Source organism: Actinomycetota bacterium (assembly GCA_030774015.1).
In the GTDB taxonomy this organism is placed as follows: Bacteria; Actinomycetota; UBA4738; order UBA4738; family JACQTL01; genus JALYLZ01.
Window position 1 is genome coordinate 1 of the sequence record JALYLZ010000124.1, and the last position, 22,981, is coordinate 22,981.

At 72.5% G+C, this 22,981-nt stretch carries 22 protein-coding genes; 5 read left to right on the forward strand and 17 right to left on the reverse strand.

Translation table 11 applies throughout. The features are described from left to right. From M3Q23_12090 to M3Q23_12110, 5 genes are all read right to left on the reverse strand, one after another. The coding region (locus M3Q23_12090; GenBank protein MDP9342805.1) for a hypothetical protein at positions 1–473 on the reverse strand (473 nt) is incomplete at its 3' end. Beyond that, positions 470–1,153 (reverse strand): dihydroxyacetone kinase subunit DhaL, encoded by a 684-nt coding sequence (dhaL, locus tag M3Q23_12095; GenBank protein MDP9342806.1) that lies wholly within the window; start codon positions 1,151–1,153, stop codon positions 470–472. The genes dhaL and M3Q23_12090, both read right to left, overlap by 4 nt. Then, positions 1,141–2,139: a dihydroxyacetone kinase subunit DhaK gene (gene dhaK, locus M3Q23_12100; GenBank protein ID MDP9342807.1), complete on the reverse strand. Its 999-nt coding sequence runs from the start codon at positions 2,137–2,139 to the stop codon at positions 1,141–1,143. The genes dhaL and dhaK overlap by 13 nt, the downstream gene beginning before the upstream one ends. Before the next feature lie 26 nt (positions 2,140–2,165). Next, on the reverse strand, positions 2,166–2,948 hold the full coding sequence (locus M3Q23_12105; protein MDP9342808.1) for an aquaporin family protein: 783 nt from the start codon (positions 2,946–2,948) through the stop codon (positions 2,166–2,168). A 326-nt stretch (positions 2,949–3,274) separates the two neighbouring features. After that, positions 3,275–4,732, reverse strand: coding sequence for a glycoside hydrolase (locus M3Q23_12110; protein ID MDP9342809.1), 1,458 nt, complete (start codon positions 4,730–4,732; stop codon positions 3,275–3,277). 88 nt (positions 4,733–4,820) lie between these two features. On the opposite strand from M3Q23_12110, the gene M3Q23_12115 reads away from it, so the two are divergent. After that, positions 4,821–6,782, forward strand: coding sequence for a hypothetical protein (locus tag M3Q23_12115; GenBank protein ID MDP9342810.1), 1,962 nt, complete (start codon positions 4,821–4,823; stop codon positions 6,780–6,782). On the opposite strand, the gene M3Q23_12120 is transcribed toward M3Q23_12115, so the two are convergent. The 11 genes from M3Q23_12120 to M3Q23_12170 all read right to left on the reverse strand — a co-directional run bounded on the left by M3Q23_12120 (position 6,763) and on the right by M3Q23_12170 (position 17,148). Next, a complete protein-coding gene (locus M3Q23_12120) occupies positions 6,763–8,013 on the reverse strand; it encodes a phosphodiester glycosidase family protein (protein ID MDP9342811.1) in 1,251 nt (416 codons plus the stop codon). The two genes, M3Q23_12115 and M3Q23_12120, sit on opposite strands and share 20 nt — an antisense overlap. A gap of 4 nt (positions 8,014–8,017) precedes the next feature. Further along, positions 8,018–8,779, reverse strand: coding sequence for a decaprenylphospho-beta-D-erythro-pentofuranosid-2-ulose 2-reductase (locus M3Q23_12125; protein MDP9342812.1), 762 nt, complete (start codon positions 8,777–8,779; stop codon positions 8,018–8,020). Further along, on the reverse strand, positions 8,776–10,245 hold the full coding sequence (locus tag M3Q23_12130; GenBank protein ID MDP9342813.1) for an FAD-binding oxidoreductase: 1,470 nt from the start codon (positions 10,243–10,245) through the stop codon (positions 8,776–8,778). Before M3Q23_12130 ends, M3Q23_12125 begins: the two co-directional genes overlap by 4 nt. Beyond that, complete coding sequence (locus tag M3Q23_12135) at positions 10,235–11,248, reverse strand: decaprenyl-phosphate phosphoribosyltransferase (GenBank protein ID MDP9342814.1); 1,014 nt, start codon at positions 11,246–11,248, stop codon at positions 10,235–10,237. The genes M3Q23_12130 and M3Q23_12135 overlap by 11 nt, the downstream gene beginning before the upstream one ends. A 187-nt stretch (positions 11,249–11,435) precedes the next feature. After that, positions 11,436–12,989: a hypothetical protein gene (locus tag M3Q23_12140; GenBank protein ID MDP9342815.1), complete on the reverse strand. Its 1,554-nt coding sequence runs from the start codon at positions 12,987–12,989 to the stop codon at positions 11,436–11,438. Then, positions 12,986–13,384: a hypothetical protein gene (locus M3Q23_12145; protein MDP9342816.1), complete on the reverse strand. Its 399-nt coding sequence runs from the start codon at positions 13,382–13,384 to the stop codon at positions 12,986–12,988. The genes M3Q23_12140 and M3Q23_12145 overlap by 4 nt, the downstream gene beginning before the upstream one ends. Beyond that, positions 13,381–14,109, reverse strand: a complete 729-nt coding sequence (locus M3Q23_12150; GenBank protein ID MDP9342817.1) for a glutamine amidotransferase — start codon at positions 14,107–14,109, stop codon at positions 13,381–13,383. The genes M3Q23_12145 and M3Q23_12150 overlap by 4 nt, the downstream gene beginning before the upstream one ends. Positions 14,110–14,132: 23 nt before the next feature. After that, positions 14,133–15,542, reverse strand: coding sequence for a MurT ligase domain-containing protein (locus M3Q23_12155; protein MDP9342818.1), 1,410 nt, complete (start codon positions 15,540–15,542; stop codon positions 14,133–14,135). Positions 15,543–15,677: 135 nt separating this feature from the next. After that, positions 15,678–16,493 (reverse strand): class A beta-lactamase-related serine hydrolase, encoded by an 816-nt coding sequence (locus M3Q23_12160; GenBank protein ID MDP9342819.1) that lies wholly within the window; start codon positions 16,491–16,493, stop codon positions 15,678–15,680. 117 nt (positions 16,494–16,610) lie between these two features. Next, positions 16,611–16,841, reverse strand: a complete 231-nt coding sequence (locus M3Q23_12165; protein ID MDP9342820.1) for a DUF11 domain-containing protein — start codon at positions 16,839–16,841, stop codon at positions 16,611–16,613. Between the two features lie 52 nt (positions 16,842–16,893). Continuing rightward, positions 16,894–17,148, reverse strand: a complete 255-nt coding sequence (locus M3Q23_12170; GenBank protein ID MDP9342821.1) for a hypothetical protein — start codon at positions 17,146–17,148, stop codon at positions 16,894–16,896. A 173-nt stretch (positions 17,149–17,321) separates the two neighbouring features. Between M3Q23_12170 and M3Q23_12175 the strand changes: the two genes are divergently transcribed. The 3 genes from M3Q23_12175 (at position 17,322) to M3Q23_12185 (ending at position 22,193) form a co-directional block, all read left to right on the forward strand. Further along, on the forward strand, positions 17,322–18,134 hold the full coding sequence (locus M3Q23_12175; GenBank protein MDP9342822.1) for a thioesterase family protein: 813 nt from the start codon (positions 17,322–17,324) through the stop codon (positions 18,132–18,134). Positions 18,135–18,210: 76 nt separating this feature from the next. Continuing rightward, positions 18,211–21,453, forward strand: a complete 3,243-nt coding sequence (locus M3Q23_12180) for an AAA family ATPase (GenBank protein MDP9342823.1) — start codon at positions 18,211–18,213, stop codon at positions 21,451–21,453. A gap of 2 nt (positions 21,454–21,455) precedes the next feature. Beyond that, a complete protein-coding gene (locus M3Q23_12185) occupies positions 21,456–22,193 on the forward strand; it encodes a ferredoxin (GenBank protein ID MDP9342824.1) in 738 nt (245 codons plus the stop codon). 65 nt (positions 22,194–22,258) lie between these two features. Here M3Q23_12185 and M3Q23_12190 read toward each other — a convergent pair whose 3' ends face one another. Continuing rightward, entirely contained in the window at positions 22,259–22,735 is a 477-nt protein-coding gene (locus M3Q23_12190) for a D-alanyl-D-alanine carboxypeptidase family protein (protein MDP9342825.1), read from the reverse strand. Between the two features lie 62 nt (positions 22,736–22,797). On the opposite strand from M3Q23_12190, the gene M3Q23_12195 reads away from it, so the two are divergent. Further along, on the forward strand, positions 22,798–22,981 hold a 184-nt coding region (locus tag M3Q23_12195), incomplete at its 3' end, for a hypothetical protein (protein ID MDP9342826.1).

The following is a 22,981-nucleotide window of genomic DNA, read 5'->3' on the forward strand; positions in this document are numbered from 1 at the left end:
TCCTCCGCCACCAGGACGTGCGGTCCCGGGCCGGTGGGTCCGGCGGACCGTTCGCCGCGAACGAAGGCCGCGGCCCGCCGGGCGACCTGCCGGATGTCCGCGGCCCGCTCCCGCAGCACGGGGTCCCGCAGGGCCTCCATGGCCGCGGCGTGGTGCTCCGCCACCGACGCGATCGCGATCTCGGGATCCGTTCCCGAACCCACCAGATGACCGACCTCGTCGCGCAGGACGGGGTCCTCCGCGATGAGGGCGCCGACGGCGATGATGTCGGCCTCCTCGGCGTGTCCCCCGTCGCGCAGTCGGGCCGCCGCCGCGGTCAGGTCGCGGGCCACGGCGTCGAAGGCCTCGTCCACACCGACGGACGAGCTTCCGTTTCCGTTGGAGGCTCCGCCACGCCGGCCCGAGGCCGTCCAGACCGTGCCCGAGGCCACCCCCCCGGAAGCGGGGACGCCCCGGAACACCCGGCCGGTCACGGCTGGAATCGGCGCGCCACCCGCTCCAGCGCGGCGAAGACCAGCGCGGTCGAGGTCGCGCCCGGGTCCTGATGACCCACGCTCCGGGGCCCCAGATAGGAGGCCCGACCCTTCCTGGCCTGGAGCGGGATCGTGGCCCGCATCCCCTCCTCGGCTGCCTCGCGGGCCCGGGCCGTCGCCGCGGTGAGCGAGCCGCCGGCGTCCAGCTCGCCCGCGAACGCCGCCACGGCCGGAGCGAAGGCGTCCACCATGGTCTTGTCCCCCGGCGTCGCCGCGCCCAGGCGCTGCACCCCTTCCAGGCCCGCCCGGAGCGCCGACAGGAGCTCGCCGGGACCGAATTCCTCCTGGTCCCCGAGGTCCTTGCCGGCCTCCCGGAACGCCGTTCCGTACAGCGGGCCGGCCGCCCCTCCCACCGTGGAGATCAGGGTTCCGCCCACGGTGGTCAGGACCTTGCCGGGAGGTGAGCTCTCCGCCGCGGCCAGCTTCGAGACCACGGCGGAGAACCCTCGCTGCATGTTGACGCCGTGATCGGCGTCCCCGATGGCGGCGTCGAGTTGGGTGAGGTGGTCGCGCTCCACCTCGACGGCCGAGGCGATCTCCTCCACCCAGCTTCGAACGAACGCGGCATCCACCGGCCTGGTTCCTCCGATCCCCGCCTGCGACTGCGCTAGGCGCCCCATCGTAGCGCGGGGGTCCGGACCGGCGCGTCCCACAGCTTCGTCAGCTCGTCGTCCAGCTTGACCAGCGTCAGCGAGTAGCCGGCCATGTCCAGGCTGGTCACGAAGTCGCCCACCAGGCTGCGGGCGATCCTCACGCCCCGCCCTTCCAGGATCTTCGCGACCTCGGCGAACACCACGTACAGCTCGATCTGGGGCGTGCCGCCCATGCCGTTCACGAATACCAGGGCGTCGTCCCCGCGGGCGAAGGGGTAGTCCTCGAGGATGGCGTTCGCGGCGATCTCGACCAGCTCGGATGCAGGCCCGATCTTGCGCCGGACGCGACCCGGCTCCCCGTGGATGCCGATGCCGAGCTCGATCTCGTCGTCCCCGAGGTCGAACGTGGGCGTGCCCGCGGCCGGCGTGGTGCCGGAGGTGAGGGCGGTGCCGAAGCTGCGGGCCCGCTCGTTCACCTTCCTGGCCACCGTGGCCACCGAGCCCAGGTCCCCGCCAGACTCGGCCAGGGCGCCGGCGACCTTCTCCACGATGGGCGTGGCCCCGGTCCCCCGGCGGCCCGCCGTGTACAGGCTGTCCTCCACCGCCACGTCGTCGTTCACCAGGACCGACTCCACCTTCACGCCCTCGTCGGCGGCGAGCTCCGCGGCGAGCTGGAAGTTCATGACGTCGCCGGTGTAGTTCTTGACGATGTGGACCACACCGGCCCCGCCGTCCACGCCCTGGGTGGCCGCCAGCATCTGGTCGGGAACCGGAGAAGTGAACACCGCCCCCGGACAGGCCGCGTCCAGCATCCCCATGCCCACGAACCCACCGTGCATGGGCTCGTGGCCGGAGCCACCGCCCGATACCAGGGCCACCTTCCCCGGCCTGGGCGCGTCGCTCCGGTACACGATCTGCTTCTCCACGTCCACCCGGAGCTCCGGGTGCGCCGCCGCCATGCCCCGCAGGGCGTCGGTGACGACGTCCGCCGGGTCGTTGATGAGCTTCTTCATGCTCTCCTCCTTGGCCCCAGGCCCGACTACCGGACCGCGTGGCTCTCTGTGGTGGCTTCCTTCAGCGTGAGCTCGATGTCCGCCGCGTGCCGGGTCTTGGTCTGGGCGATGGCCACGTACGCGAGGGCCGCCAGCACACCGCCGCCGAACTCGCCGATCAGGTAGCCCCAGATCTGGCTCCACTTCACCGCTCCCCCGAAGGCCTGGAGGATCAGCATGGGCCCGAACGTCCGGGCCGGGTTGATGGAGGCGCCGGTCACCGGCCCGACCACGATGATCGCGGCGAACACCACGAACCCGATGACCAGGCCCGCGTAGCCGGCCGGGGCGCGCTTGTCGATGACCCCGAACACCGTGAACACGAGGATCCCGGTGCCGATGGCCTCCGCGAAGATGGCCCGGCCGTAGCCGACGGTATCCGGGTTGAACGCCGCCACCCCCAGGCCGAGGTCCTTGGCCTGGGAGCCCAGCGTGGCCAGGATGGCCAGCGAGCCGAGGATGGCCCCGATGGCCTGCGCCGTGATGTACGGCGCGACGTCCTTCCACGGGAACTTGCCCGTCACCGCCAGCGAGAGAGTGACCGCCGGGTTGATGTGGCAGCCCGAGATGTGCCCGAGCGAGTACACCATCGCGATCACGACCATGGCGAAGGCGAACGAGATGACCCCGAGGTCCGCCATGGTGAACGGATGGTTGCCGCCGTGTGCGAGCAGGAGCGTGGCCGGGACCGAACCGACCCCGATGAAGACGAGGAATCCGGTCCCGAACACTTCCGCCAGGAGCTTCTGACGGTAGGAGTTCTCTTCCATGGACTGCGGCGCGTCGGTCACGGCAGGCCGTGGCGTGGCGCGCTCTCACCCCCTTCCGGCTCTCGAGAGCCGGATCGCCGGGAGGGGCGTTCGCCCGTTCTCCCGTCGAGGACCGGCCCTGATCCTGGGCGGCCCGCCGCCGCCCTCACATCTTGTCCGTTGTTCGACGATACCGAACAACGTTCGGGAACCATACTGCCGGCCTGCCCGGGTTGTCAAGACGGATGTTCGCCACACACGTGCGGTGGCCGGTCGTGAGGGAACACGCGGCGCTGGCCCTGGTCGGACCAGGTGGTGATCGACGCGGCGCCCAGGGGGCTTCCGGCCTATGGCGTCACGGTCGCGTAGTCGACCTCCAGGTTGAAGGGCTGGGGCGGGGCGAACCCGGTCCAGGTGATCCCGCACCAGTCGTTCGTGGACACCTGGCCGTTGTAGTCGCCGATGAACGGCCGGAACCCGGTGCTGCTCGAGCTGCTGGGGACGCCCCACTGCGAGGGGTCGAAGCCCTGCGGCGTGACCCGAGCGGTCCGCCACGTCGCGCCGCCGTCCGAGCTGGTGGCGAAGGTCAGGTCGACGAGCTGGTTGGCGCTGTAGCTCCGATCGTAGAACGAGACGTCGATGCGCCCGTTGGGGGCGATGGTGAGCTCGTTCTCGAAGCGGTCGCCGTTGGCCGGTGCGACGGCGGCGGGCGCCTGAGCCACCGTGAGGTCGGGACGGAGCGACGTCAAATAGATCTGCGCGTAGGTGCCGCGGATGTCCGGGAAGGCGACGTCGAGCCGGTCGCGGACGGGGTCGAACGCCGGCGCCGGATAGGTGCCGCCGGCCCGGAACTGCCCGCCCGAGATGTTGAAGCAGTACGGCGGGAACACGCACACGGGGTTCTGGAGCGTCGCGAACTGGACGGGCGCCGACCAGGCCGTCCCGCCGTCGGTCGACTTGCTCACGTACAGCGCGGTGCCCTTCCCGCCCTGGATGCCGTTGTCGAAGGTCAGGTAGGCGTCGCCGTTCGGGGCGGTGACGATGCGCTGGTCCTGGTTGTTCCGCACGTTGCCGGCGGTGACCTGCGACACGGTGAAGGTCGCCCCTCCATCCCGGGACACGGCCACGTTCACCGGCGAGTGCGTCCCCTGGCCGTTGAACTGCGCCCACGCCACGTAGACGGTCCCTTCGTACGGGCTGGTGGCGCTGGTGTCCAGGTGGAGGTTCTCGTGGTCCGGGAACTGCCCGTTCGATCCCTTGCTCACACCGTTGCCGTTGAACGTGGAGACCTTGGCCAATCCCGTGGACTGCCAGGTCAGGCCGCCGTCGGTGGACCGGTTCAGCAGGAGCGCGATCTGGTACGGCGAGGTGAAGTTGAACGCCTGGCAGACGTAGTACGCGGTCTTGCCGTCCGGCGAGAACGCGATGGTGGGGTCGCCGCCGGCGTCGTAGGCGCCCGTTCCCGGGACGTTCGGGTCGTTCGTGTACTTCGTGATCCCGGGGAGGAACCCGTTCGGCAGCGTGGGGGTCCACGTCTTGCCTCCGTCGAGCGACGTGTTCACGCCGCACCCGTCGTTGTAGTTCCAGTCGTTGTTGCCGGTGATCAGGTTCTGGTGGTTCGCGGGGTTCACCGCGAGGGGCGTCTCGTTCTGCGAGGTCTGGTCGCGGGAGACGTCGACCACCTTGGAAACGGTGATGTGGCCTCCGGCCTTCGCCGCCGTGCTGCGGCCTCCGGCTGCCCAGGCCGGGGCGGCGAACGCCGCCACGATGAACAACGGGATCAGCACGCGTGAGATGGGCCGCACGGGTTCCCCTTTCCTTGCCGGTGATGACGGAGCGGACGAGGGGCAACCATACCGCCGGTTTCCTCGATACGTGCGCTACATTCGCGGGGTGTCCGGCCCTGCCGCCACCGCCGCCCGCGGGTTGACCGGATGGCTGGGCCGCGAGGCCGTCGACCTGCTGGTGGCGGCGGCGAGCCTGGTGGCGGGCGGGATCGTGGCCGGCGAGTTCCTGTCGGTCTACGCGGCGAAGGGGTTCGCCAGCCCGGTCGCCAGCGACACGCTGAAGTACATCTGGCGGAGCGACCTGGCCGGGGTCCTGGGGCTCGGTGCGATCCAGCGGGTCCCCGCGGGGACGACCGTGAACGCGGACCGTCCGGCCTTCCCGGTGCTGGCGTCGATCCTGCACGCCGCGTCCGGCACGCCGGCGCTCCGGCTGGCGTTCGTGGTGGCGCCCGTGGCGGCCGTCCTGATCGGACTGGCCGCCGGAGCCCTGGCCGTGGACGGGTTGGGCGAGCCGGCGTGGAGCCGTCCCGTGTACGGGCTGGCCGTGGGCGGATCGGTCAACGTCGCGCTGATGTCGCTGGGCTACCTCGACAACCTCCTGGTCGCGGCGGTGGTCCTGGCGTGCGGGACGTGCGCGCTGGCGTCGGTGGACGGGCGGGGAGGGGGCGTGGCGGCGAGCCTGCTGCTGGGGGGGGCCGCCACCATCCACTGGGCCTTCGCCGCGGTGTTCGCCCTGGTCCTGCTGGGCCTGGCCGTGGTGCTGGTTCCGGAGTCGCTCCGGGCTCGTCGCGGAGGCGGAGGGCTCCTGCGGTCCCCGTCGGCGCGGCTGCTGGGGATCACCGCCGGCGGCGCGGCGGCCGGTGGCGCGCTGCTGCTGCTCGCCCCATCGCTCCCCCAGCGCCCCCTGGGAGGCCGGAACGTGTTCCTGAAGAAACTCCGGCTGGACGGCCCCGCGTATCGCTTCCAGGCGTTCGGGCCGGCCGCCGGGGCCGGGGCGGTGGCGACGGCCTTCCCCGCGACGCCCCGCCGGCTCCGAGGGCTCGCCCTGCTGCTGGTGTGGGCGCTGTCCGCGCCGGCCGCCGTGGTCGCCCTGCACGCCGGATTCGGGGCCCCCGCCCACCGGCTCATCGCGTTCGCGCTGGCCATCCCGGTCCTGGTCGCCGGCCTGGTGGTCGCCGTGGCCCGGGCCGCGGGCCACGTGCGATGGGTGGGCCGGCCGCTCGGGGCCGTGGTCGTCCTGGCGGCGCTGGCCGGGCTCGCCCTGCTCGCGCACGGCGTGTGGTTCGACCGGGCCCACCCGGTGTGGGATGTCTACCCGCTCCGCACCTACCCGGCCACCCAGGAACAGGCCACCGCGCAGGCTCGGACCGCCGGCTCGTACCTCCGGCGGTACGGCTCCGGCCGCCCGGTGGTGTTCGTGGTCCAGCCCTCCCCCACGGGGAACTCCCTCGCGGTCGGCGTGGCCGCCGCGGGGATCATCCGCGACGCCCTGCCGCCCCAGGACATCCTGACCACCGCATTCTTCCTGGGACGGGTGGAGGACCTCCTGGCGGGACGGCCGACCATCGAGCCCGCGAACCGGCGATTCGACCGAGTCGCCCTGAGGTTCTGGGCAGGGGTCCAGGAGGTGGGCCCACATCCCATCGTCATCGAGCTGGCCGCGTTCAACCCCTCCCCGGCCGCTGGGCGGACCGCGGTGCCCGGCCACGCGATCAGCCCCGGGGTCCTCGTCGTGGAGGGTCCACAACCGGCGGCGGAGCTGCCGGCGGCAGCGACACCGAGGCGCCCCTCCACCTTCGGCCTCGCCGTGCTCGTCCTGGGGATCGTGGCGGGGCTGGCGGGGGCGGGCTCGGGGTGGGCGGCGGCGCTCGTTCCGGGCGGATGGCTCGCCAGGGCATCGCTCTCCCCCGCCCTCGGCCTGGTGGTCCTGTCGATCGCCGGGCTCCTGGCCGACCGGGCCGGTCTGCGGCTGGGCGGGGGCGGAGGCGTCGCTGTGCTGGCGGTCTCGACCGCCGCGGGATGGGCGCTGGCGGTGGGCCGCCGAAGGCTCAGCGATGCGCGCGAGTGAACATGGCGACGAAGTCGCGCTCGTCCGGGACCAGGTAGCGGTCCGGCGAGCGGGCCATGTCCGGAAGCAGCTTGAACGGATCCACCCCGAGCTGGCTCTTCGGATCCGGCCGGTAGTAGTTGAACGAGGTCCAGTCGGTGTTGATGTCGAGCTCCATGGCCCGCACCGCTCCGGCGGCGGCCAGGACCCGGGCCAGGGACGCCACCGACATCCCCGGGCCGGCCGCGTACAGGAGCCCCCCGTTCCGATCGACCCCCACCCCGGAGCGCCACACCAGGAGCTGGTTGCCGAGCGTCGCTCCCCACACCGCGATGGAGTCCTGGCTCAGGCCGGGCACCGGGCGACCGTGGTCCACGATCAGGGACAGGTTCTGGCGGACCGACGCCACGTTCGGTCCCATCGTTGCGTCGCGGCCCCACTTCGCCACGGTGGCCGTCCCGCCCTCGTAGATGACCAGGGACGCCTCGCCGTTCAGGAGGGGCGCGGCCGATCGGCCGTTCGAGTAGTAGCCGCCCCGCGAGTCGCTCAGCTTGAATCCGGAGTTGAACGTGGCCGCGAGGGTAGTCCGCCGCGGTAGCGGCACCTCCGCGCCCCACGGCCACCCGCTTCCACCGGGTTCCTGGGTCCCGGCGACCAGCACGGCCCGCAGGAGCTTGGTGTCCATCCACGCCACCCCCGCCACCAGGCTGGTGTGGACGCTGTCCGGCCGGAGGGAGGTCGTGTACATGGCCGGGATGCCGTCCACGGTCCGTCCCGTCGCACGCCACACGCCCTCCCGCTTCAGGTGAGGCGACGCCAGCGGCGTGACGTCTGCGGGCCGGGGGAGGTGGGGAGGAAGATGCCGCGTTGCCGGCAGCTGGCCCGACCCGCCGCGGAACACCCCGGCGCCACGTGGAAGCCCACCCGGCGGGGTCCCGCCCACCGGCGGCTTGTGCCACGAGTACCACCACCGCTCGATTCGCACCACCAGCCCGCGGCCCCCGTGGTCGCTGATCCATTCCACGGTCCGCGCCGTCCAGGGGGCGCTGCCCGGCGCGGTCAGGGCTCCGACGTAGGACCACCCCACCGGGACCAGCACCACCACCAGCACGATGGCGGCGATGCGGCGGAGGCGCCACCGTCGGCGGCGCCCGCGGCGACCGACGCGCTTCGGCGTTCCCGGCGCCGCAGGAGGAGCCTCGGGCCCCGCTTCGGTCTCCGAGGAGGCCGTGGTGCGCTCGGTGGTGCTCATGCGGTCAAACCTCGATTCGCCGGAACACCGGCCGGGGAAGGTGACGGAGCCCGAACATCGCGACTCGGAGCGCCGGCGGCACCCATACCGTGTGCGCGTCGCGCCGCAGGCCCTGGACGACGGCCCCGGCAACCTCCTGCGGAGTCGTGGAGAGCGGTAGAGGCTTACGGCCGGCGGTCATCTTGGTGCGGACGAAGCCGGGCCGGACCACCAGCACGTGCACGCCAGTCCCGGCAAGCCGGTCCCCGAGGCCCTGGGCGAACGCGTCCAGTCCGGCCTTGGACGCCCCGTACACGAAGTTCGACTTCCGGGCCCGCTCGCCCGCCACGGACGACAGGACCACGATCGAGCCGTGCCCCTGCTGCACCATGCGGCCGGCCACCGGAATCAGCACCGACACCGCGCCCAGGAAGTTGGTGGCCATGACGTCCAGGGCGGCCTGGGGGTCGCGCTCCGCCGCCTCCTGGTCGCCCAGGACCCCGAACGCCACCAGGACCACGTCGAGGTCGCCGAAACGCTCGAACACCGCGTCCACGAAGCCCGGGTGGCGCTCGTAGTCGCGGGCATCGAACTCGAGCGCTTCCACCCGTGTCGCCCCCCGGCCGCGAAGGTCGTGGACGGCGGGCTCGAGGCGCTCGGGCTTCCGCGCCGCGAGGACCACGGTGCGCGTGCGGTCCGCCACCATGGCCCGGGCCGTGGCCAGCCCGATGTCCGAGCCGCCGCCCAGCACCAGCAGCGACTGCATCGATCCCAGGCCGTCCCTCATGTGGCGGCCGCCGCCCGCGGGCGGGCCCGGACAGGTGCAGCCGGCCCGCCCACGTCGCTCAGGCCCAGCCTCCGGTCCAGGTCCGAGCGTAGGACGTGGCCCGGGTCCAGCCGCGCTCGCACCTCCCGCCATCGGTCGAGCTCCGGGTACATGGCGCCGAGCAGCTCCGGCCGCAGCCGGGCGTCCTTGGCCAGGTACACCCGCCCGCCGGCCTCGGCCACCATGTCGTCCAGCCGGTCCAACGTCGGGCCCAGCTCCGGCGCCGACGCTGGGATGTCGAGGGCGAGGGTCCACCCGGGAACCGGGAACGAGAGCATCCCGTGGCCGGGGCCGAAGCGTTTCAGCACGCCGAGGAACGACGGGCAGTTCGCGGCCGACAGCAGCTCCAGAGCGGCGCGGACCGCGTCCTCCCGTCCGAACGGCACCACGAACTGGTACTGCACGAAGCCTCGTGGCCCGTACAAGCGGTTCCACGACCCCACGGCGTCCAGCGGATGGAAGAAGCCCGACAGCGGCTGGAGGCGGCCGCGCTCCAACCGCGGGGCCTTCCGGAACCAGGCCTCGTTGAAAACCCTGGCCGTGGCCGGTCGCAGGAGCCCTGATGGGACCAGGGGAGGCACCTCGGCGCTGTGGCGGGGCGCGAACCGCAACGGATCGCGCCGGTCCTTCGGCGACAGTTCGTCGAGGCCCGCGTGGTCGCCCCGGGCCAGCACCCCCCGCCCCAGGTGGCGTCCGCGGGCCAGGCAGTCGATCCAGGCCACCGAGTACCGGTACCGGTGGTCGCCCTCTTCCATGCGCGCCATCAGGTCGTCCAGGTCCGAGGCCCGGTCGGTGTCCAAGCGGAGGCGCGAGGTCTGCACCGGCAGGAGCCGGAGGGTGGCCTGCACGATCACCCCCGTCAGGCCCATGCCGCCGGCCGTGGCCCGGAAGGCCCCGTCCTCCGAGCCCCGCGTCACCGTGACCGGCCCCCCGCCCGGAGCCAGCAGGTCCATGGAATCGACGTGGTCGGTGAACCCGCCGTCGACGTGGTGGTTCTTGCCGTGGACGTCGCTGGCGATGGCTCCGCCGACGGTGACTTGGCGGGTGCCCGGCGTGACCGGCATGAACCAGCCCCGGGGAACCAGCGCGCGCATGAGCGTGTCGAGGCTGGTCCCGGCGCCGACCGTGACCCGACCCGCGGCTAGGCCCGAGGCCAGGTCTGTGGGGGCGTCCGCGGTCTCGAGGCCACCGAGCCCAGACAGCAGCACCACCCGGCCGCCCGCGTTCTGGGCGGCGTCCCCGTAGCTCCGCCCCAGCCCCCGTGCGATCAGGCCTCGGAAGCCGGCCGTCTCGACCAGCCGCTCCAGGTCGGCCATGGTTCGGGGCCGGTGGACCTCCGCGAAGGTCGGGGCGGTCCGCCCCCACCCCGACAGCAGCCGACCCTCGCCGCCGTCCCCCGCGCCGCGCGCCAGGCCGTCAGGGCCCAAGGTAGACCCCGCACACGAACAGCCCGAGCCACAGCAGCGCCAGCACCTGGAGCGCCCGGTCGGCGAGCAGCAAGTCTTCCGGCGATTCGCCCTGCCCCGATTCGAGGAGCAGGCCGTAGCGCAGCAATGCGAGCACGAACGGGACGATGGAGAGCTTGCCCCACGGGAAGTCCAGGTCGGCCTGGGGCCGCGAGAACGCCCACAGGCAGTACGCGGTGATCGCGACCGCGGCGCCGGTCATCCACACGAACCGGAGGAACTCCACCGTGTACGGCACGAGCGTGGCCCGGGTCGCTCCGGTCCGCGAGCCGCCGGCTCGGAACTCCGCGAAGCGCTTGCCCGCCACCACCAGCAGCGAGGCGAACGACGTCAGGATGAGGAACCACTGCGAGAGATGCACCGAGGCGACCAGGCTCCCGGCCACCGCCCGGACGATGAACCCTGACGCCACCACGCCCATCTCGACGACCGCCACCCGCTTCAGCCACAGCGAGTAGCTCACGCTCGAGGCCACGTACACGCCGAGGGCGGCCAGGAACGGCAGCCCCACCGCCGCACCCAGCGCCAGGCCGGCCGCGCCGATCGCCACCGCCGCGGCCAGGGCCGCCCCCGGCGACAACTCGCCCGAGGCCACCGGCCGGGACCGCTTCCGGGCGTGGCGCCGGTCGGTCTCCGCGTCCACCACGTCGTTCAGGAGATAGGTCGCGCTGGCCACCAGGCAGAACGCGGCGAACGCGACCGACGTGCGGACCAGCACCCGTTCGTGGCCGAGGACCCCGGCGGCGCCGGGCGCGGCGAACACCAGCACGTTCTTCATCCACTGCTTCGGCCGGGCTCCCCGAACCACCGCGGCCGCCGTCCGGCGAAACGTCGACGGCCACGGCGCGGCGGCTCGCTCGAGGGCCAAGACGGCGGGAGCGGGGGCGGTGATGGGGGAAGGCGCGATGGCGGGAGACGCAACGGCGACGTCCTCGGGGACGAGCTCCTGGGCGGGATCGATCATGAGAGCGGCCTGCGCATCCTTCTCGGGTGGCGGCTGCGTTGGCGGACGCCGACAGCCTCAGCCTTCAGCCTTGGTTCGCCCCGCCTGGCTTGGTGGTTTCAGACCGTACCCGCCTCGAAGCGGCCCAAGAAGGAACACACCGAATTCATGCCGTTCTCAAACCAGCCTGCCGCCCGGCCGTCGCCGGCTACTCGGGCGTCAGGTCGGACCCGTAGGGACAGTCCGTGCGGTACTGGAGGATCAGCGGCTTCAGGTCCGGCTGCTGCGTGAAGTCGAACGCGCCCGACAGCGGGTCGGCCTGCTGGTCACGCTGGGTGAGCGGCTTCAGGCTGAACGTGTCCTCGATGAAGCTCAGGACCGAGGAGAACTCGTAGGTGTGGTGGTCGACCAGGCCGCCGTCGGGGCCGTTCCCGTGACGGGTCCACGGCGAGATGATCAGCGCGGGGACCCGGGGACCGAGCCCGAGGACGTCGTAGTGCGGAGGGGCCGCGTGGTCGTAGAACCCGCCGAAGTCGTCCCACACCACGACGATCGCCGTGGAGGCCCAGTACTTCGAGTGCATGACCGCGTTGATGTGCTGGACGGTCCAGTTCTCGCCCGCGCAGACGCTGACCCCCGCCCCGGGGTGCTCGTTGTACGAGGCGGGCGGGTTGATCCAGGACACCGCCGGCATGTTCCCGGCCTTGATGTCCGCGATGAACTGCTCGGGCGGCTGGACGTCCTTGCGGTCGGCGCCGTTCCACACGTGGTCGATGGCCTGCATCGCGTTGTAGATCGTGTCGTCGTCGGTGTAATAGCGCCAGCTCACGCCCGCCGAGTCGAGCTCGTCGGACACCAGCTTCATGTCGAAGCACAGCCGCTGCTGGTGCCAGAAGTGCGCGATCTTGAACACGTAGTCCGGGTAGTGCTGCTGGACGTGGTCCTCCCAGAACTTGATCTGCTTCACCTGCGCCGCGGTGAGGCCCGGCATGTCGAAGGCCGGGGCGGTCTCGGACGGGTCGTCGCACATGGTCGGGACGCCCTTGGACGTCTTGATGTTCTGCGGGTTGTCGACGATGCCGTAGTCCTGCGCCGCGATGGTGTAGAGGTGCTCCGGGGTGGTCGGCCCGTACATCGAACTGAAGAAGTGGTCGGCCAGCACGAAGCGGTCCGCGTACTTGTAGTAGTTGGGGATGCATCCCGACCCCGGCCGGCCGGGCTTCGGCGTGGGCGACACGGCGCAGTTGCGGCTCATCACGTCGTAGCCCGACTTGTCGGTCCCGTCCAGGATCGTGTTGTAGCCGTCCATCTTCCCGCCGTCGATGGACAGGATCCCCGAGACGAACCCATGGGTGATGTCGTGCGGCTGCACGTCCGGGGCCGGCGTCAGCGGGATGTCCACCGTCTTGCCGCCCGACAGGCCCTTCCCGGTGGTCACGCCGTCGGCCCCAGGGTACTTGCCGAAGAACGTGTCGAAGGTCCGGTTCTCCTTCACCAGGAACACGATGTGCTTGATGGGGTTCGTGCCGGCCAGGACGCGGCACGTGGCCTTGGGGTTCACGACGTTGCAGCCGTTCGGCTGGACGGCCGGCGAGGTCGGCGGCGGGCCGGTCGACGTGTGGGCTCCGGGGGAGCCGCCGTGGCCGCGGGTCACCTGCCACGCCACTCCCGCCGTGACCAGTACGAGGAGCGCCACCAGCGGGACGAGCGGGCGTCGGCGCCGGCGACGCATGAGGTGCCGCGGCAGGTTCCCGCTGCTCACGGCGTGCAGTTGGGAAGGTTCGCGGCCGCCCTCTGGACCAGGGCGTTCGCCTTCGTGGGGTCCTCGTGCCCCAGCTGGGCGGCCCGGACCCGGGCCAGGGCCGACGCGAAGGCGAGCACCCGCGCTGCGTCGGCCGGGTCGCCCGCTTGCCGGTAGGACGCGGCGTCCTTGCGCAGATGCGGCAGCAGCCGGGCGATGGCCGGAGGCCGGGTCACGGCTCCGCCACCCACGGCGACGAGGTCCCGGCAGAACGCCTTTCGCGCCGCGGCCAGCTCGGGGTTCGCGGAACCGGACGGGTTGCCGGTTGGGGACGAGGCACCGCCTCCGCCACCGCACGCCGGCAGCAGGATCGAGACCGCGAGCGTGGACACGGCGAGCGCGCGGATTCGCTTCACCGCTTCAGCTTACGTGCCAGCTCGTGCGCTTCCCGCTCCGCGGAGTCGTCCAACGGGGCCAGGGGCTCGCCGCCGGTCGCCCTGGAAAGGGCCCGCTCCAGGATGGCGTCCGCCAGCTCGGGGTTGGCGGGCAGCACCGGTCCGTGCAGGTAGGTCCCCACGATGGTCCCCTGCACCGCGCCCTCCGTCCCGTCCTCGCCGTTGTTCCCCTGCTTCCTCGGCACGGCGGCCAGCGCCGTGGCCGTCTGGCCCAAAACGGTGCGGCCCCGGTGGTTCTCGAAGCCGAACAGCTCGAACGATCGTCCCCACAGCGTGGCCTCGGCCTGCACCCGGCCGATGATGCGCGGGCTCCCGGCGCGGGTCTCCGCATCCAGTAGGCCGAGCCCCGGGATCTCCCGGCCCTCCGCGTCGACGTACCGGTGGCCGAGCAGCTGGTAGCCGCCGCAGATGCCGAGCACCACAGTCCCCTCCTCCGCGGCGCCGGAGAGGAACGCGCGACGCGACAGCAGATCCTCCCCGATGGCCTCCTGCACCCGGTCCGTGCCTCCCCCGATCAGAACGATGTCAGGCCCGCTGGCCATTCGGTCGCCCCGTCCCACCGGTTCGACCTCCACGGAGAATCCTCGCCACTCCGAGCGCCGCACCAGCGCGAGCAGGTTTCCCCGGTCTCCGTACGTACGCAGGAGGTCCGGATAGAGGTGGGCGATCCGGAGGTCGGGGCTCAACGAAGACGAACGCGAGGGCTCACTCAGGCCACGTCCGCCACGCTGGCGGCCCGGGACCCCAGCACGGCGCGTCGGATGTCGAGCATCGCGGTGTACGTCGCGAGCGTGGCGATGGGCCGGTCCGCCGGACTCTTGGCCGCCGCCGCGGCCAGCGCCTCCGCCGGCTCGACGCACACGGCGGCCGCCTCGATCCCGGCGTACTGGAGGCGCACGGCGACGTCGGGGGCCCGCCGCCCGGCGGCCACCACGGGGACGTCGAGGCCGGCCAGCCACTCGAACTCCGCGTCCCAGATCCACGAGATGTCGCGCCCGTCCGCCGCGAGGTCGCTCACCGCCACGACCACCGCGCCCAGGGCGGGCTCCGCGGCCACCTGCTGGATGATCGCGTCGGCCCCGGCGGGATTCTTCATCAGCACGACCCACAGCGTCCGTTCGCCGAACTGGAGCTCCTCGGCCCGCCCGAACCGGGGGCGGAACCCCTCCAGGGCGGCGGTCGAGCGCGCCGGCGGGATGCCCATGGCCCGCGCGGCGGCCACCGCGGCGGCGGCGTTGTAGGCGTTGTGCAGGCCGCCCAGCGGCAGGACGAACCGCTCCCCGGCCAGGTCGAGGGGCATGAACCCCAGCCGCACCGCGCCGCTCACCCGGGCTCGGAGCGCCGCAGGGCCTGAGGTCCATTCGCAGCCGTCGCACCTGGCCTGCCCCAGGTGGGCGAACGTCCGCCGCTCGTACCGGAGCGAGGCACCGCACCGCGGGCAGATCTCCGGGTCGCCCCCGATGGTGGGCCGGTCGCCGCCGTCCGGCGCGTCGACCCCGAAGCCGATGCGCTCGGCCGGGGTGATGCCGAGGGCCTCCCACAGCAGCGGATCGTCGGCGTTGGCCACCACCGATGTGCCCGGGGGGAGCTGCTGGGCGGCCTCCCGCAGCAGCCCCGCCACCGTCTCCGGTTCCCCGAACCGGTCCAGCTGGTCCCGGAAGACGTTGGTCAGCACGAGGACCCGGGGCCGGACCATCCGGACCACGCGCGCCAGGGCGCCCTCGTCGACCTCGAACACCCCGACGGTCGCGTCGGGGGAGGCCGTGGCCAGGGCCGCGGCCACGCCCCGGAACAGGTTCGCACCGCTCGCGTTGGTGACCACGCGCTCGCCTTCGGCCTCCAGGATGCCCGCGATCATGGCGGTGGTGGTCGTCTTGCCGTTGGTCCCGGACACGACCACGGCGCCCGACGGGAACGCCGCCGCGCGCCGCTCGACGAACCCGGGGGCCAGCCGCTCGATCAGGATGCCCGGCGCGCTGGTCCCGCCGCCGGCCCCCACCACCCGACTCAGCCGCGCGGCCACGCGGGCCGCGGCGATCACGCCGGCCTGGTAGGCGTTGACCCGAGGACGGGGCCGGGCCAGGCGGAACGGAGGTGTGGCCGCGGAACTGGGATGCATACCAGCGAACGTACCCGGCACCGGCTGGCAAGGCGCCTCATCGGCGTGCCGGAGTTGTAGCGCTTCGGTAATAGGAGGGTATGAGATTCCCGGTTCGTGCCTGAGCGGCGTCCCGGCGGCGCCCGGCCCCCCAGGTCAGCAGGCCAGCGATTGCCACACCAGCCGCGAAACGTGGCTCAGCGTGAAGACCCCGTACGGCATCGACGGATTGTGGTTCGACAGCACGGCGATCACGTAGTCGCGACCGTGCCCATGCACGTAGCCGATGCTGTTGATCTCCCAGTTCCCGGAAGCGATGGGCAGCCAGCCGTTCTTGAGCGCGACGGTCGATCCCGGCGCCACGCCCGCAGATACGCCCCACCGCTGCGAGGCGACCACGTGCTCCATCAGGTACATCCCGAAGGCCCGGCGCTTCGGCGGCAGGACGTTGCTCGGGTACGCGTAGTGGCGGATGAGCGCCACGTTGTCGGGCCCGGTGGTGAGTGTGCCTCCCCAGTGGAACCGGTTCGGGACGGTGCCCGGCATCGGGATGAGCCGGTCGAAGGCCCCCACGCCCACGGTCCCCCCGACCTCGTTCCACAGGGCGGTGGCCGCGTCGTTGTCGCTGATCTCGATCATCCTGGTCATCAGGCTGCGCTCGCTCGAGGTGAGCGGCCGGTGGGCCCGCATGGCCCGCCGGAACACCGCCCCCATGATCTGGACCTTGACGATGCTGCCGGTGTCGAACTGAAGCTTGGGGTGAAGGACGTAGGTCCTGCCGTTCACGGCGTCATACACGGCGGCCGCGACCACGCTCTTTCGACCCGCCAGGTAGGAACGGACCGGGGCCCCGAGCACGCCCTTCGGCGTCCGGCACCTCGCCGCTGCGAACGCGGGCCGCACCAGGTCGCTGCCTCGGGCCGGCGACGACCATCCGGCCACGGCCAGGCCAGCGGCGAGCATCAACGGCATCGCCACGCGTCTCCGGTCGCGCACGGTCACCCGTTGTCCCCAAACGGCGGTTGCCGCCCCGCAACCTCGCACGGCCGGCGCGTTTCCGCCAGCCTCCCGGCGGGACGATCGACCCGATCAGGAGGGAGGGATGTCGGTGGTGACCCTCGAGACGCTGGTCCCGGCGAACGAATCGACGCTCGTGTTCGTGACGGAGGCCGAGTTCGTGGCCTTCCCACTGGAGACGACCTGCGCCTGGATCCCGATGGTCACGGTCTGGCCGTTCGTCAACGTGCCGAGGGTGCAGACCACCTTCGAGGCGGAGACCTGCGCGCAGGTCCCCTGGGTTGACGGAGCCGAGGCGAACACCGGACTCGAGCCCCCGGGCGCGTGGCGGCCGTCGGCTGCGCGCGGAGCGGGATCAGGCCAGGACGCCGCAGGCGGAGCACACTCCCCAGCCGCCGGCGTCGTGGTTGAACGCGGCCTGGCGGCCGCAGTGCGTGCACGTCCTGACGTCGAGCGGGGGCTGGTGGTGGCGCTCCAGGGCCTTCAGGTACCTGACCAGCATGAGGTCGCCATCGGTGGTACGGGGCTGCCCGGTCTCGTAGCGGTGGGACGCCTCGAGGTAGCGGGCGAGGAGTTCGTCGCGCTGGAGGTCGTCGGCGCGAAGGGCCATGTTCACCTCCTTCTGCGGTTCCGGGTTGATGTACCCAGAAACCCCCGGCCGAACCGGGCGAAAGCCAGAAAGTGCGACAAATCCGACCCTCGCGCCCATGCCACCAGTTCCCGGCATCGTCTTCCTTGCATCTTCAGCACCAGCTAGCATCCGGCCCGCCTGAGGAGGAGCTGATGTCCAGGCCCCCCATCGACCACGACAGCTCGGCGTTCGATCGCGGGATCGCCGTCCAACCGGCGGGCGAGGCTCGCTGGCATGGCGAGGTCGAGCCGAAATGGAACATCGGGTCGGCGCCGAACGGCGGCTACCTCCTGTCGATCGCCCTGTCCGCGCTTCGCGAGGCGCTTCCCCATCCCGACCCGGTGGCCGTGTCCGCGCACTATCCGAGCCGCGTCTCACCCGGTCCCGTCGAGGTCCAAGTGGAGGCGGTCCGCGCGGGCCGGGGCCACTCGGTCGGCGTGGCCTGGCTCGAACAGGGCGGCGAGCGCCGCGTGTACGTCGGGGCGACCTTCGGCGACCTGGGCGCCATGGACGGGCCGACCATCGTGAGCGGCGAGCGTCCGGACATCCCGGGTCCGGACGCGTGCATCCCGGCCGCCGGTCCGATCGCCCCTCAGTTCCTCGAGCAGTTCGACATGCGGCTGACGCCCGAGTCCGCCGGGTTCGCGGTCGGACTCCGAAGCGGGCGCGGGCTGATGGAGGGATGGGTCCGGTTCGCGGACGGTCGGGAGCCGGACTCGCTCTCGCTGCCGCTGTTCGCCGATTCCTTTCCCCCGACCATGTTCCACCTGCTCGAGGAGATCCAGTGGGTGCCCACCATCGAGCTCACGGTGCACGGCCGGGGGCGGCCGGTCCCCGGGTGGTTGCAGTGCCGGTTCCAGACCAGGTACGTGATCGGGGGCTACCTGGAGGAGGACGGCGAGATCTGGGACCAGGCCGGAACGCTCGTCGCGCTGTCCCGGCAGCTCGCCAAGGTCCGCGGCTGAAACCCGGCCGTTCCGCCACCGATGGAGGCTGGGATACTCGGAGCGTGACTCCGGCCGACCCCACCCACACCGACCGATGAACGCCGCCACCGCGCTCGCCTCGGACCCCGTCCTCCAGGCGCTGTGCCCGCTGGCCTTCCAGATGCGGCGAGTGAGCGGCGCCGTGGTGGGGCGGGCCGCGGAACTGGCAGCCATCGAGTCCGAGATGGCCTCGAGCCGCAACGGCCTTGCGGCTGTCACGCTCGAGGGCGAGCCGGGGATCGGCAAGACCCGCTTGCTGCTGGCGGCGACCCAGATGGCCACAGACACCGGTTTCATCTCCGTGGCGGTCGCGGCCGACGAGACCCTCCGGGGGCCCTTCCTGCTCATGCGCTCGGTCCTGTCCTCCCCGGACGCAGCGGAGGCCGTCCAGGGAACTGACGCCGAGCCGGTCCTGCGCCGGGCCCTCCAGGCGCTGTCGGGCCACGGCGATGCCAGCCTGGAAACCCTGCCGGCGGACCAGAAGCTTCTCCGCCAGTTCGACCTCGTCGCGCTGGCCCTTCGCGCGCTTGCTCTGGTGAAGCCGGTGGCCCTGTTCGCCGACGACGTGCAGTGGGCGGACGAGGACAGCCTGCGGGCCCTCCGCTACGCCGTCCGGACCGACGCGGCCAGCCCGATCTTCCTGCTCCTGGCCATGCGTCCGGAGGAAACCGCGGTGCTCACCGAGGCGGTCAACCTCATCGCCGACATGGAGCGGATCGGCCTGATCCGCCGCCTGAGGCTGGACCGCTTCACACCCGCGGAGACCGCTGCCTTCCTCCGCCAGCACCTCGGCGGGCCGGTCGACGTGGCCGGCGCCGCCACCATCCACGCCCAGGCCGAGGGGGTCCCGTTCATCCTGGAGGAGCTGGTCCGGGCGTTCCGGGACGCCGGCATGATCCAGCAGATCGACGGCACGTGGAGCCTGGCCAAGAACGCCGACCGGCTGGCGCCGTCAGCCGTCCAGACCCTCATCCAGCGCCGGGCCGGGCAGCTGCCTGAGGACGCGAAGGTCTCCCTGTCCGAGGCCGCCGTGCTTGGACGCAGCTTCAGCCTGCGCGACCTCCAGGCGGTGAAGGCCCGCCTGGGCGATCCGGACGCCGAGGCCGACATGGCCCGGCTGGCCGAGTCGATGGCTCCCGCCGTGACGGCGGGGTTGCTGAACCAGCACACGCAGGGGGCGCCGGCCGACTACAGCTTCAGCCACGAGCAGGTCCGCCAGTTCTCCCTGGCCGCCCTGTCGCCGCCCCGCCGGCGGGCCATCCACGCCGCGATCGTCCACCTGCTGACCGAGGGTGGCGAGCCCTCGGTGGAGAGCCTTCCCCTGCTCGCCCACCACGCCGCCGAGTCCGGCGACACGGAGCAGTGCGCCCGGTACTCCATCGATGCCGCCCGGGCGGCCCTGGCGTCGCACGCCCCGGAGGAAGTGCTGCGCGCGGTGGAGGTCGCGCTGCCGGTGACCTCCATCCCGGCGGACCGGGTGACCCTGCTGTCCCTCCGCGACGACGCCCTGGACATGCTCCGGCGGCCCAGCGACCGCCTGGAAGGGCTGGCCGAGCTGAGTGCGCTGGTGGACGCCCTCGGCGATCCGCACCTCGAGCTCCAGGTCATGCTGCGCCGCGCAGCCGCGCTCCGCATTTCGGGCGAGGAGGACCGCGCCTCCGACCTGGCCCACCGGGTCCGGGACCTGGCCTGTGAGCGCGGCGACGCCCAGGCGGAGCTGGCCGCGTGCCTCGAGCTGGGCCAAGCCCTGGTCCGGACCGAGCTCGGCGAGGGGTTCACCGCTTCTGCGGCGGAGGTCGACTTCGACGCGGCCGAGGAAGCGTTCGGACGCGCGGCCGAGCTGGCCCGGGAACTGGGCGACGACCCCGCCCTGGCCGCCGCCACCCGCGAGCTCGGCTGCATCGAGATCGGTCGGGTCCGCGGGTGGTTCGTGGAACAGGTGAAGGCGGGAGAGGCGGTCGCGTTCCTGGCCCGCATCGCGGCCGGCGAGACGGTCGACGAGGTCCTGCCCACCCTTCCCATCGCTCCGAACGTGATGGCCGCCCGGGAGCACCTCCAGAACGCGCTGGAGCTGTTCGAGAAGATCGGCGACCGCCGAGGGGTGATGTCCTCGATCATCGCCCTGGCCTACCTGCGCTACGGCGCCGAGATCCATATCGGCTCCAACGCCGCGCAGCGGATCGAGGAGATCCGGAACCTCGCCCAGCGGATGCGCTCCTTCTCCAAGGAGAGCGAGCGGGCCGCGGCGGACGCGCAGATGGCGTATGGGGTCCACGTGTTCGCCCGGGCCAAGGTCATCCCGGACCTGGCCATCTCGCGCGGGGAGGAGGCCTACTGGGCCGCGAAGACCCTGGGCGACCGCTCGCTGGAGTTCCTGGCCGCGGGCGGGACGGCCCTGGCCCACCTGGACGTGGGGGACGTCCAGGAGGCGGAACGGTGGCTGGACCTCGCGGCGCAGGCCGCGGCGGCGGCCCCCACCCCGCTGCGAGCCCGCCGGATGGAGCTTTGGCGAGGCCAGGCCCGCGCGGCCGCGGGCGACGCCCCGGGCATGCGCGAACACTTCGAGCGGGCCCTCGACCTGGCCACCGACCAGGGCCGGCCGTCCGCGCGCTGCGAGGTCCTGGCCAGGCTGGCCATCGAGGCCGCGCGGCTGGGCGCACAGCGTGGCGACGAGGAGCTGCTGTCGCTGGCCGAACGCTCGGCTCACGGGGCCAAGGAGCTGGTGCTGGGGTTCGTGGCCCACCAGCCGTGGGGCGCCTATGCCGACGCGGCCCTGGCCGAGGTGGCGCTGGCCCGGGGCGACCTCCCGGCGGCCGGAGCGGCCGGCCGGGCCGTCGCGTCGGCGCTCCAGGAGGCCATGCGCGAGGACGTCTATCCGGAGATGCTGCTCCCCACGGCCAGGGCCATCCTGGCCGGCGGAGAGGAGCACGAGAAGCAGACGATCCGGATGTTCCTCCAGATCCTGCTGGCCATGACGGCTCAGCGGACGGTGGATGAGGAAATTAGGGTCAAGTGGTTCCGAGGGCCCATCGGCAGCGAGTGGAGCCGGCTGGCCGGCCAGGTGTCCACCGAGGCCACAATCGGGGCCCAGGGCAACGGGGCGGTGGCGGGCCTGGACGAGGAGGAGCGCCGTCTCCTCGGCCTGCTGACCGAGGGCATGACGACGGCCGAGATGGCCGAGCGTCTGGGCTCGGACGAGGCGTCGGTCCGGGTCAAGCTCCAGGAGATGTTCGCCAAGATTGGCGCGTCCTCGCGGGGCGAGGCCACTGCATTCGCGCTGCGCGAGGGAGTGCTGTAGCCGTGCTGCGGGTCCGGGTGGACCGCCACCGGTGCATCGGCGCCGGCAACTGCGTCACCATTGCGCCAACAGCGTTCGATTGGCACGAGGGCGACTTCGCCAAGGCCGCCGTGGTGGACCCGGACAGCGTGGAGGAGGAGCTGCTCCGCGAGGCCGCGCTGGCGTGCCCCACCCTGGCCGTGGTGATCGAGGAGGTCGCCGAGCTCCTGCCGTGGCAGCTCAGGAGCGCCGGCGCCGGGCGGTCCCAGCGGGTCATGAAGACCTTCATGTTCACCGACATGGTGGGCTCCACGCAGCTGGTGGAGGCGCTCGGCGACGAGGCGTGGGAGGTCCTGCTGCGCTGGCACGACGAGACGCTCCGGGCGCTCTTCGCCGCGCACCAGGGCGACGAGGTCACCGCGACCGGCGACGGATTCTTCGTGGGCTTCGACAGCCCCGAGGCCGCCCTGGCCTGCGCGGTGGCCATTCAGCGGAAGCTGGCCGACCACCGCCGGACCCAGGGGTTCGCACCGCAAGTGAGGATCGGCGTGCACGCGTCTGAGGCCACGCAGGTGGCACGGAACTTCCGGGGCAAGGGTGTGCACGAGGCGGCCAGGATCGCCGCCCTGGCCGGTCCGGGCCAGATCCTGGCCAGCCAGGTCACCGCCGCCGGGACCCGGTACCAGGCCTCCGAGCCGAGGACCGAGACCCTGAAGGGCATCGCCGAGCCGGTCGAGGTCGTCTCGATCGACTGGCGCTGACCGGGCGCGCACCGCGCCCGTTTCCCCCAGCGCCGACCGCGGCGCCGCGCCTGGCACCCGGACGTTCAGTGGCAGCCGTCGAACGAGAAGTGGCCGGGGTCGCTGGCCGGTTCGGACTGGCACCATCCGGCTCGTTCCAAGGAACGGATCACGCCCGGCGTGTCCAGGCTGAGCTGCGTGATGTCCACGGCCGCCCCGAGCTGGTGATACGAGGTCCCCGGCGACGCGCAGCGCCCGGGGCACCCGTCGGCGTCCCCGCAGATGGCCCAGCACGCCTCCCCTTGCTGCCCGCACGACCGGTAGCTCTGGACCACCTGGATGGCCCCGCCGGCCAGCCGCTGCGCCTTCCGGAGCGCCCGCATCGCCACGGGCTGGAGGGTGACCCCGTGCCACGTGCTGAGCGGAGGCCGTTCCCGGCAGACGTCGTCCGGCCGGACCAGTGGGTCGCGGGTGGCCACCCGCCACGCGAACAGGCCGCCGGCCACGAGCGTGATGCCGACCACCGCGGCCGCCACCCGCCGACCCCTCGTCGTGAGCCTCACGGAAAGACGCTACCCCGGAGCCGCCGATGCCCGATCCTCCGAATGGGTAGGAATGCGGCCGGATGGCGCCACTCGAAGACTGGTTCCTGACCCCGCCCGAGCGCGGGAACAACCTGTGGAGGGAGCACCTCGGCGACGCCGGGACCGATGAGGAGCTGCTCGATCCCCGGGCCGGGTTCGACCGGTGGCGGCGGGCCGCGGAGGCGCTGGACGCCTGGCACCGGGGCGGCCGCACGGGCCCTCGCC

Excerpts from the sequence above, each read along its gene's own strand:
- M3Q23_12180 (MDP9342823.1), top strand. The coding sequence starts at position 18,211 with ATGAACGCCGCCACCGCGCTCGCCTCGGACCCCGTCCTCCAGGCGCTG.
- M3Q23_12105 (MDP9342808.1), bottom strand. The coding sequence starts at position 2,948 with ATGGAAGAGAACTCCTACCGTCAGAAGCTCCTGGCGGAAGTGTTCGGG.
- dhaK (MDP9342807.1), bottom strand. The coding sequence starts at position 2,139 with ATGAAGAAGCTCATCAACGACCCGGCGGACGTCGTCACCGACGCCCTG.
- M3Q23_12155 (MDP9342818.1), bottom strand. The coding sequence starts at position 15,542 with ATGCATCCCAGTTCCGCGGCCACACCTCCGTTCCGCCTGGCCCGGCCC.
- M3Q23_12170 (MDP9342821.1), bottom strand. The coding sequence starts at position 17,148 with ATGGCCCTTCGCGCCGACGACCTCCAGCGCGACGAACTCCTCGCCCGC.
- M3Q23_12175 (MDP9342822.1), top strand. The coding sequence starts at position 17,322 with ATGTCCAGGCCCCCCATCGACCACGACAGCTCGGCGTTCGATCGCGGG.
- dhaL (MDP9342806.1), bottom strand. The coding sequence starts at position 1,153 with ATGGGGCGCCTAGCGCAGTCGCAGGCGGGGATCGGAGGAACCAGGCCG.
- M3Q23_12160 (MDP9342819.1), bottom strand. The coding sequence starts at position 16,493 with ATGCCGTTGATGCTCGCCGCTGGCCTGGCCGTGGCCGGATGGTCGTCG.
- M3Q23_12125 (MDP9342812.1), bottom strand. The coding sequence starts at position 8,779 with ATGAGGGACGGCCTGGGATCGATGCAGTCGCTGCTGGTGCTGGGCGGC.
- M3Q23_12135 (MDP9342814.1), bottom strand. The coding sequence starts at position 11,248 with ATGATCGATCCCGCCCAGGAGCTCGTCCCCGAGGACGTCGCCGTTGCG.
- M3Q23_12120 (MDP9342811.1), bottom strand. The coding sequence starts at position 8,013 with ATGAGCACCACCGAGCGCACCACGGCCTCCTCGGAGACCGAAGCGGGG.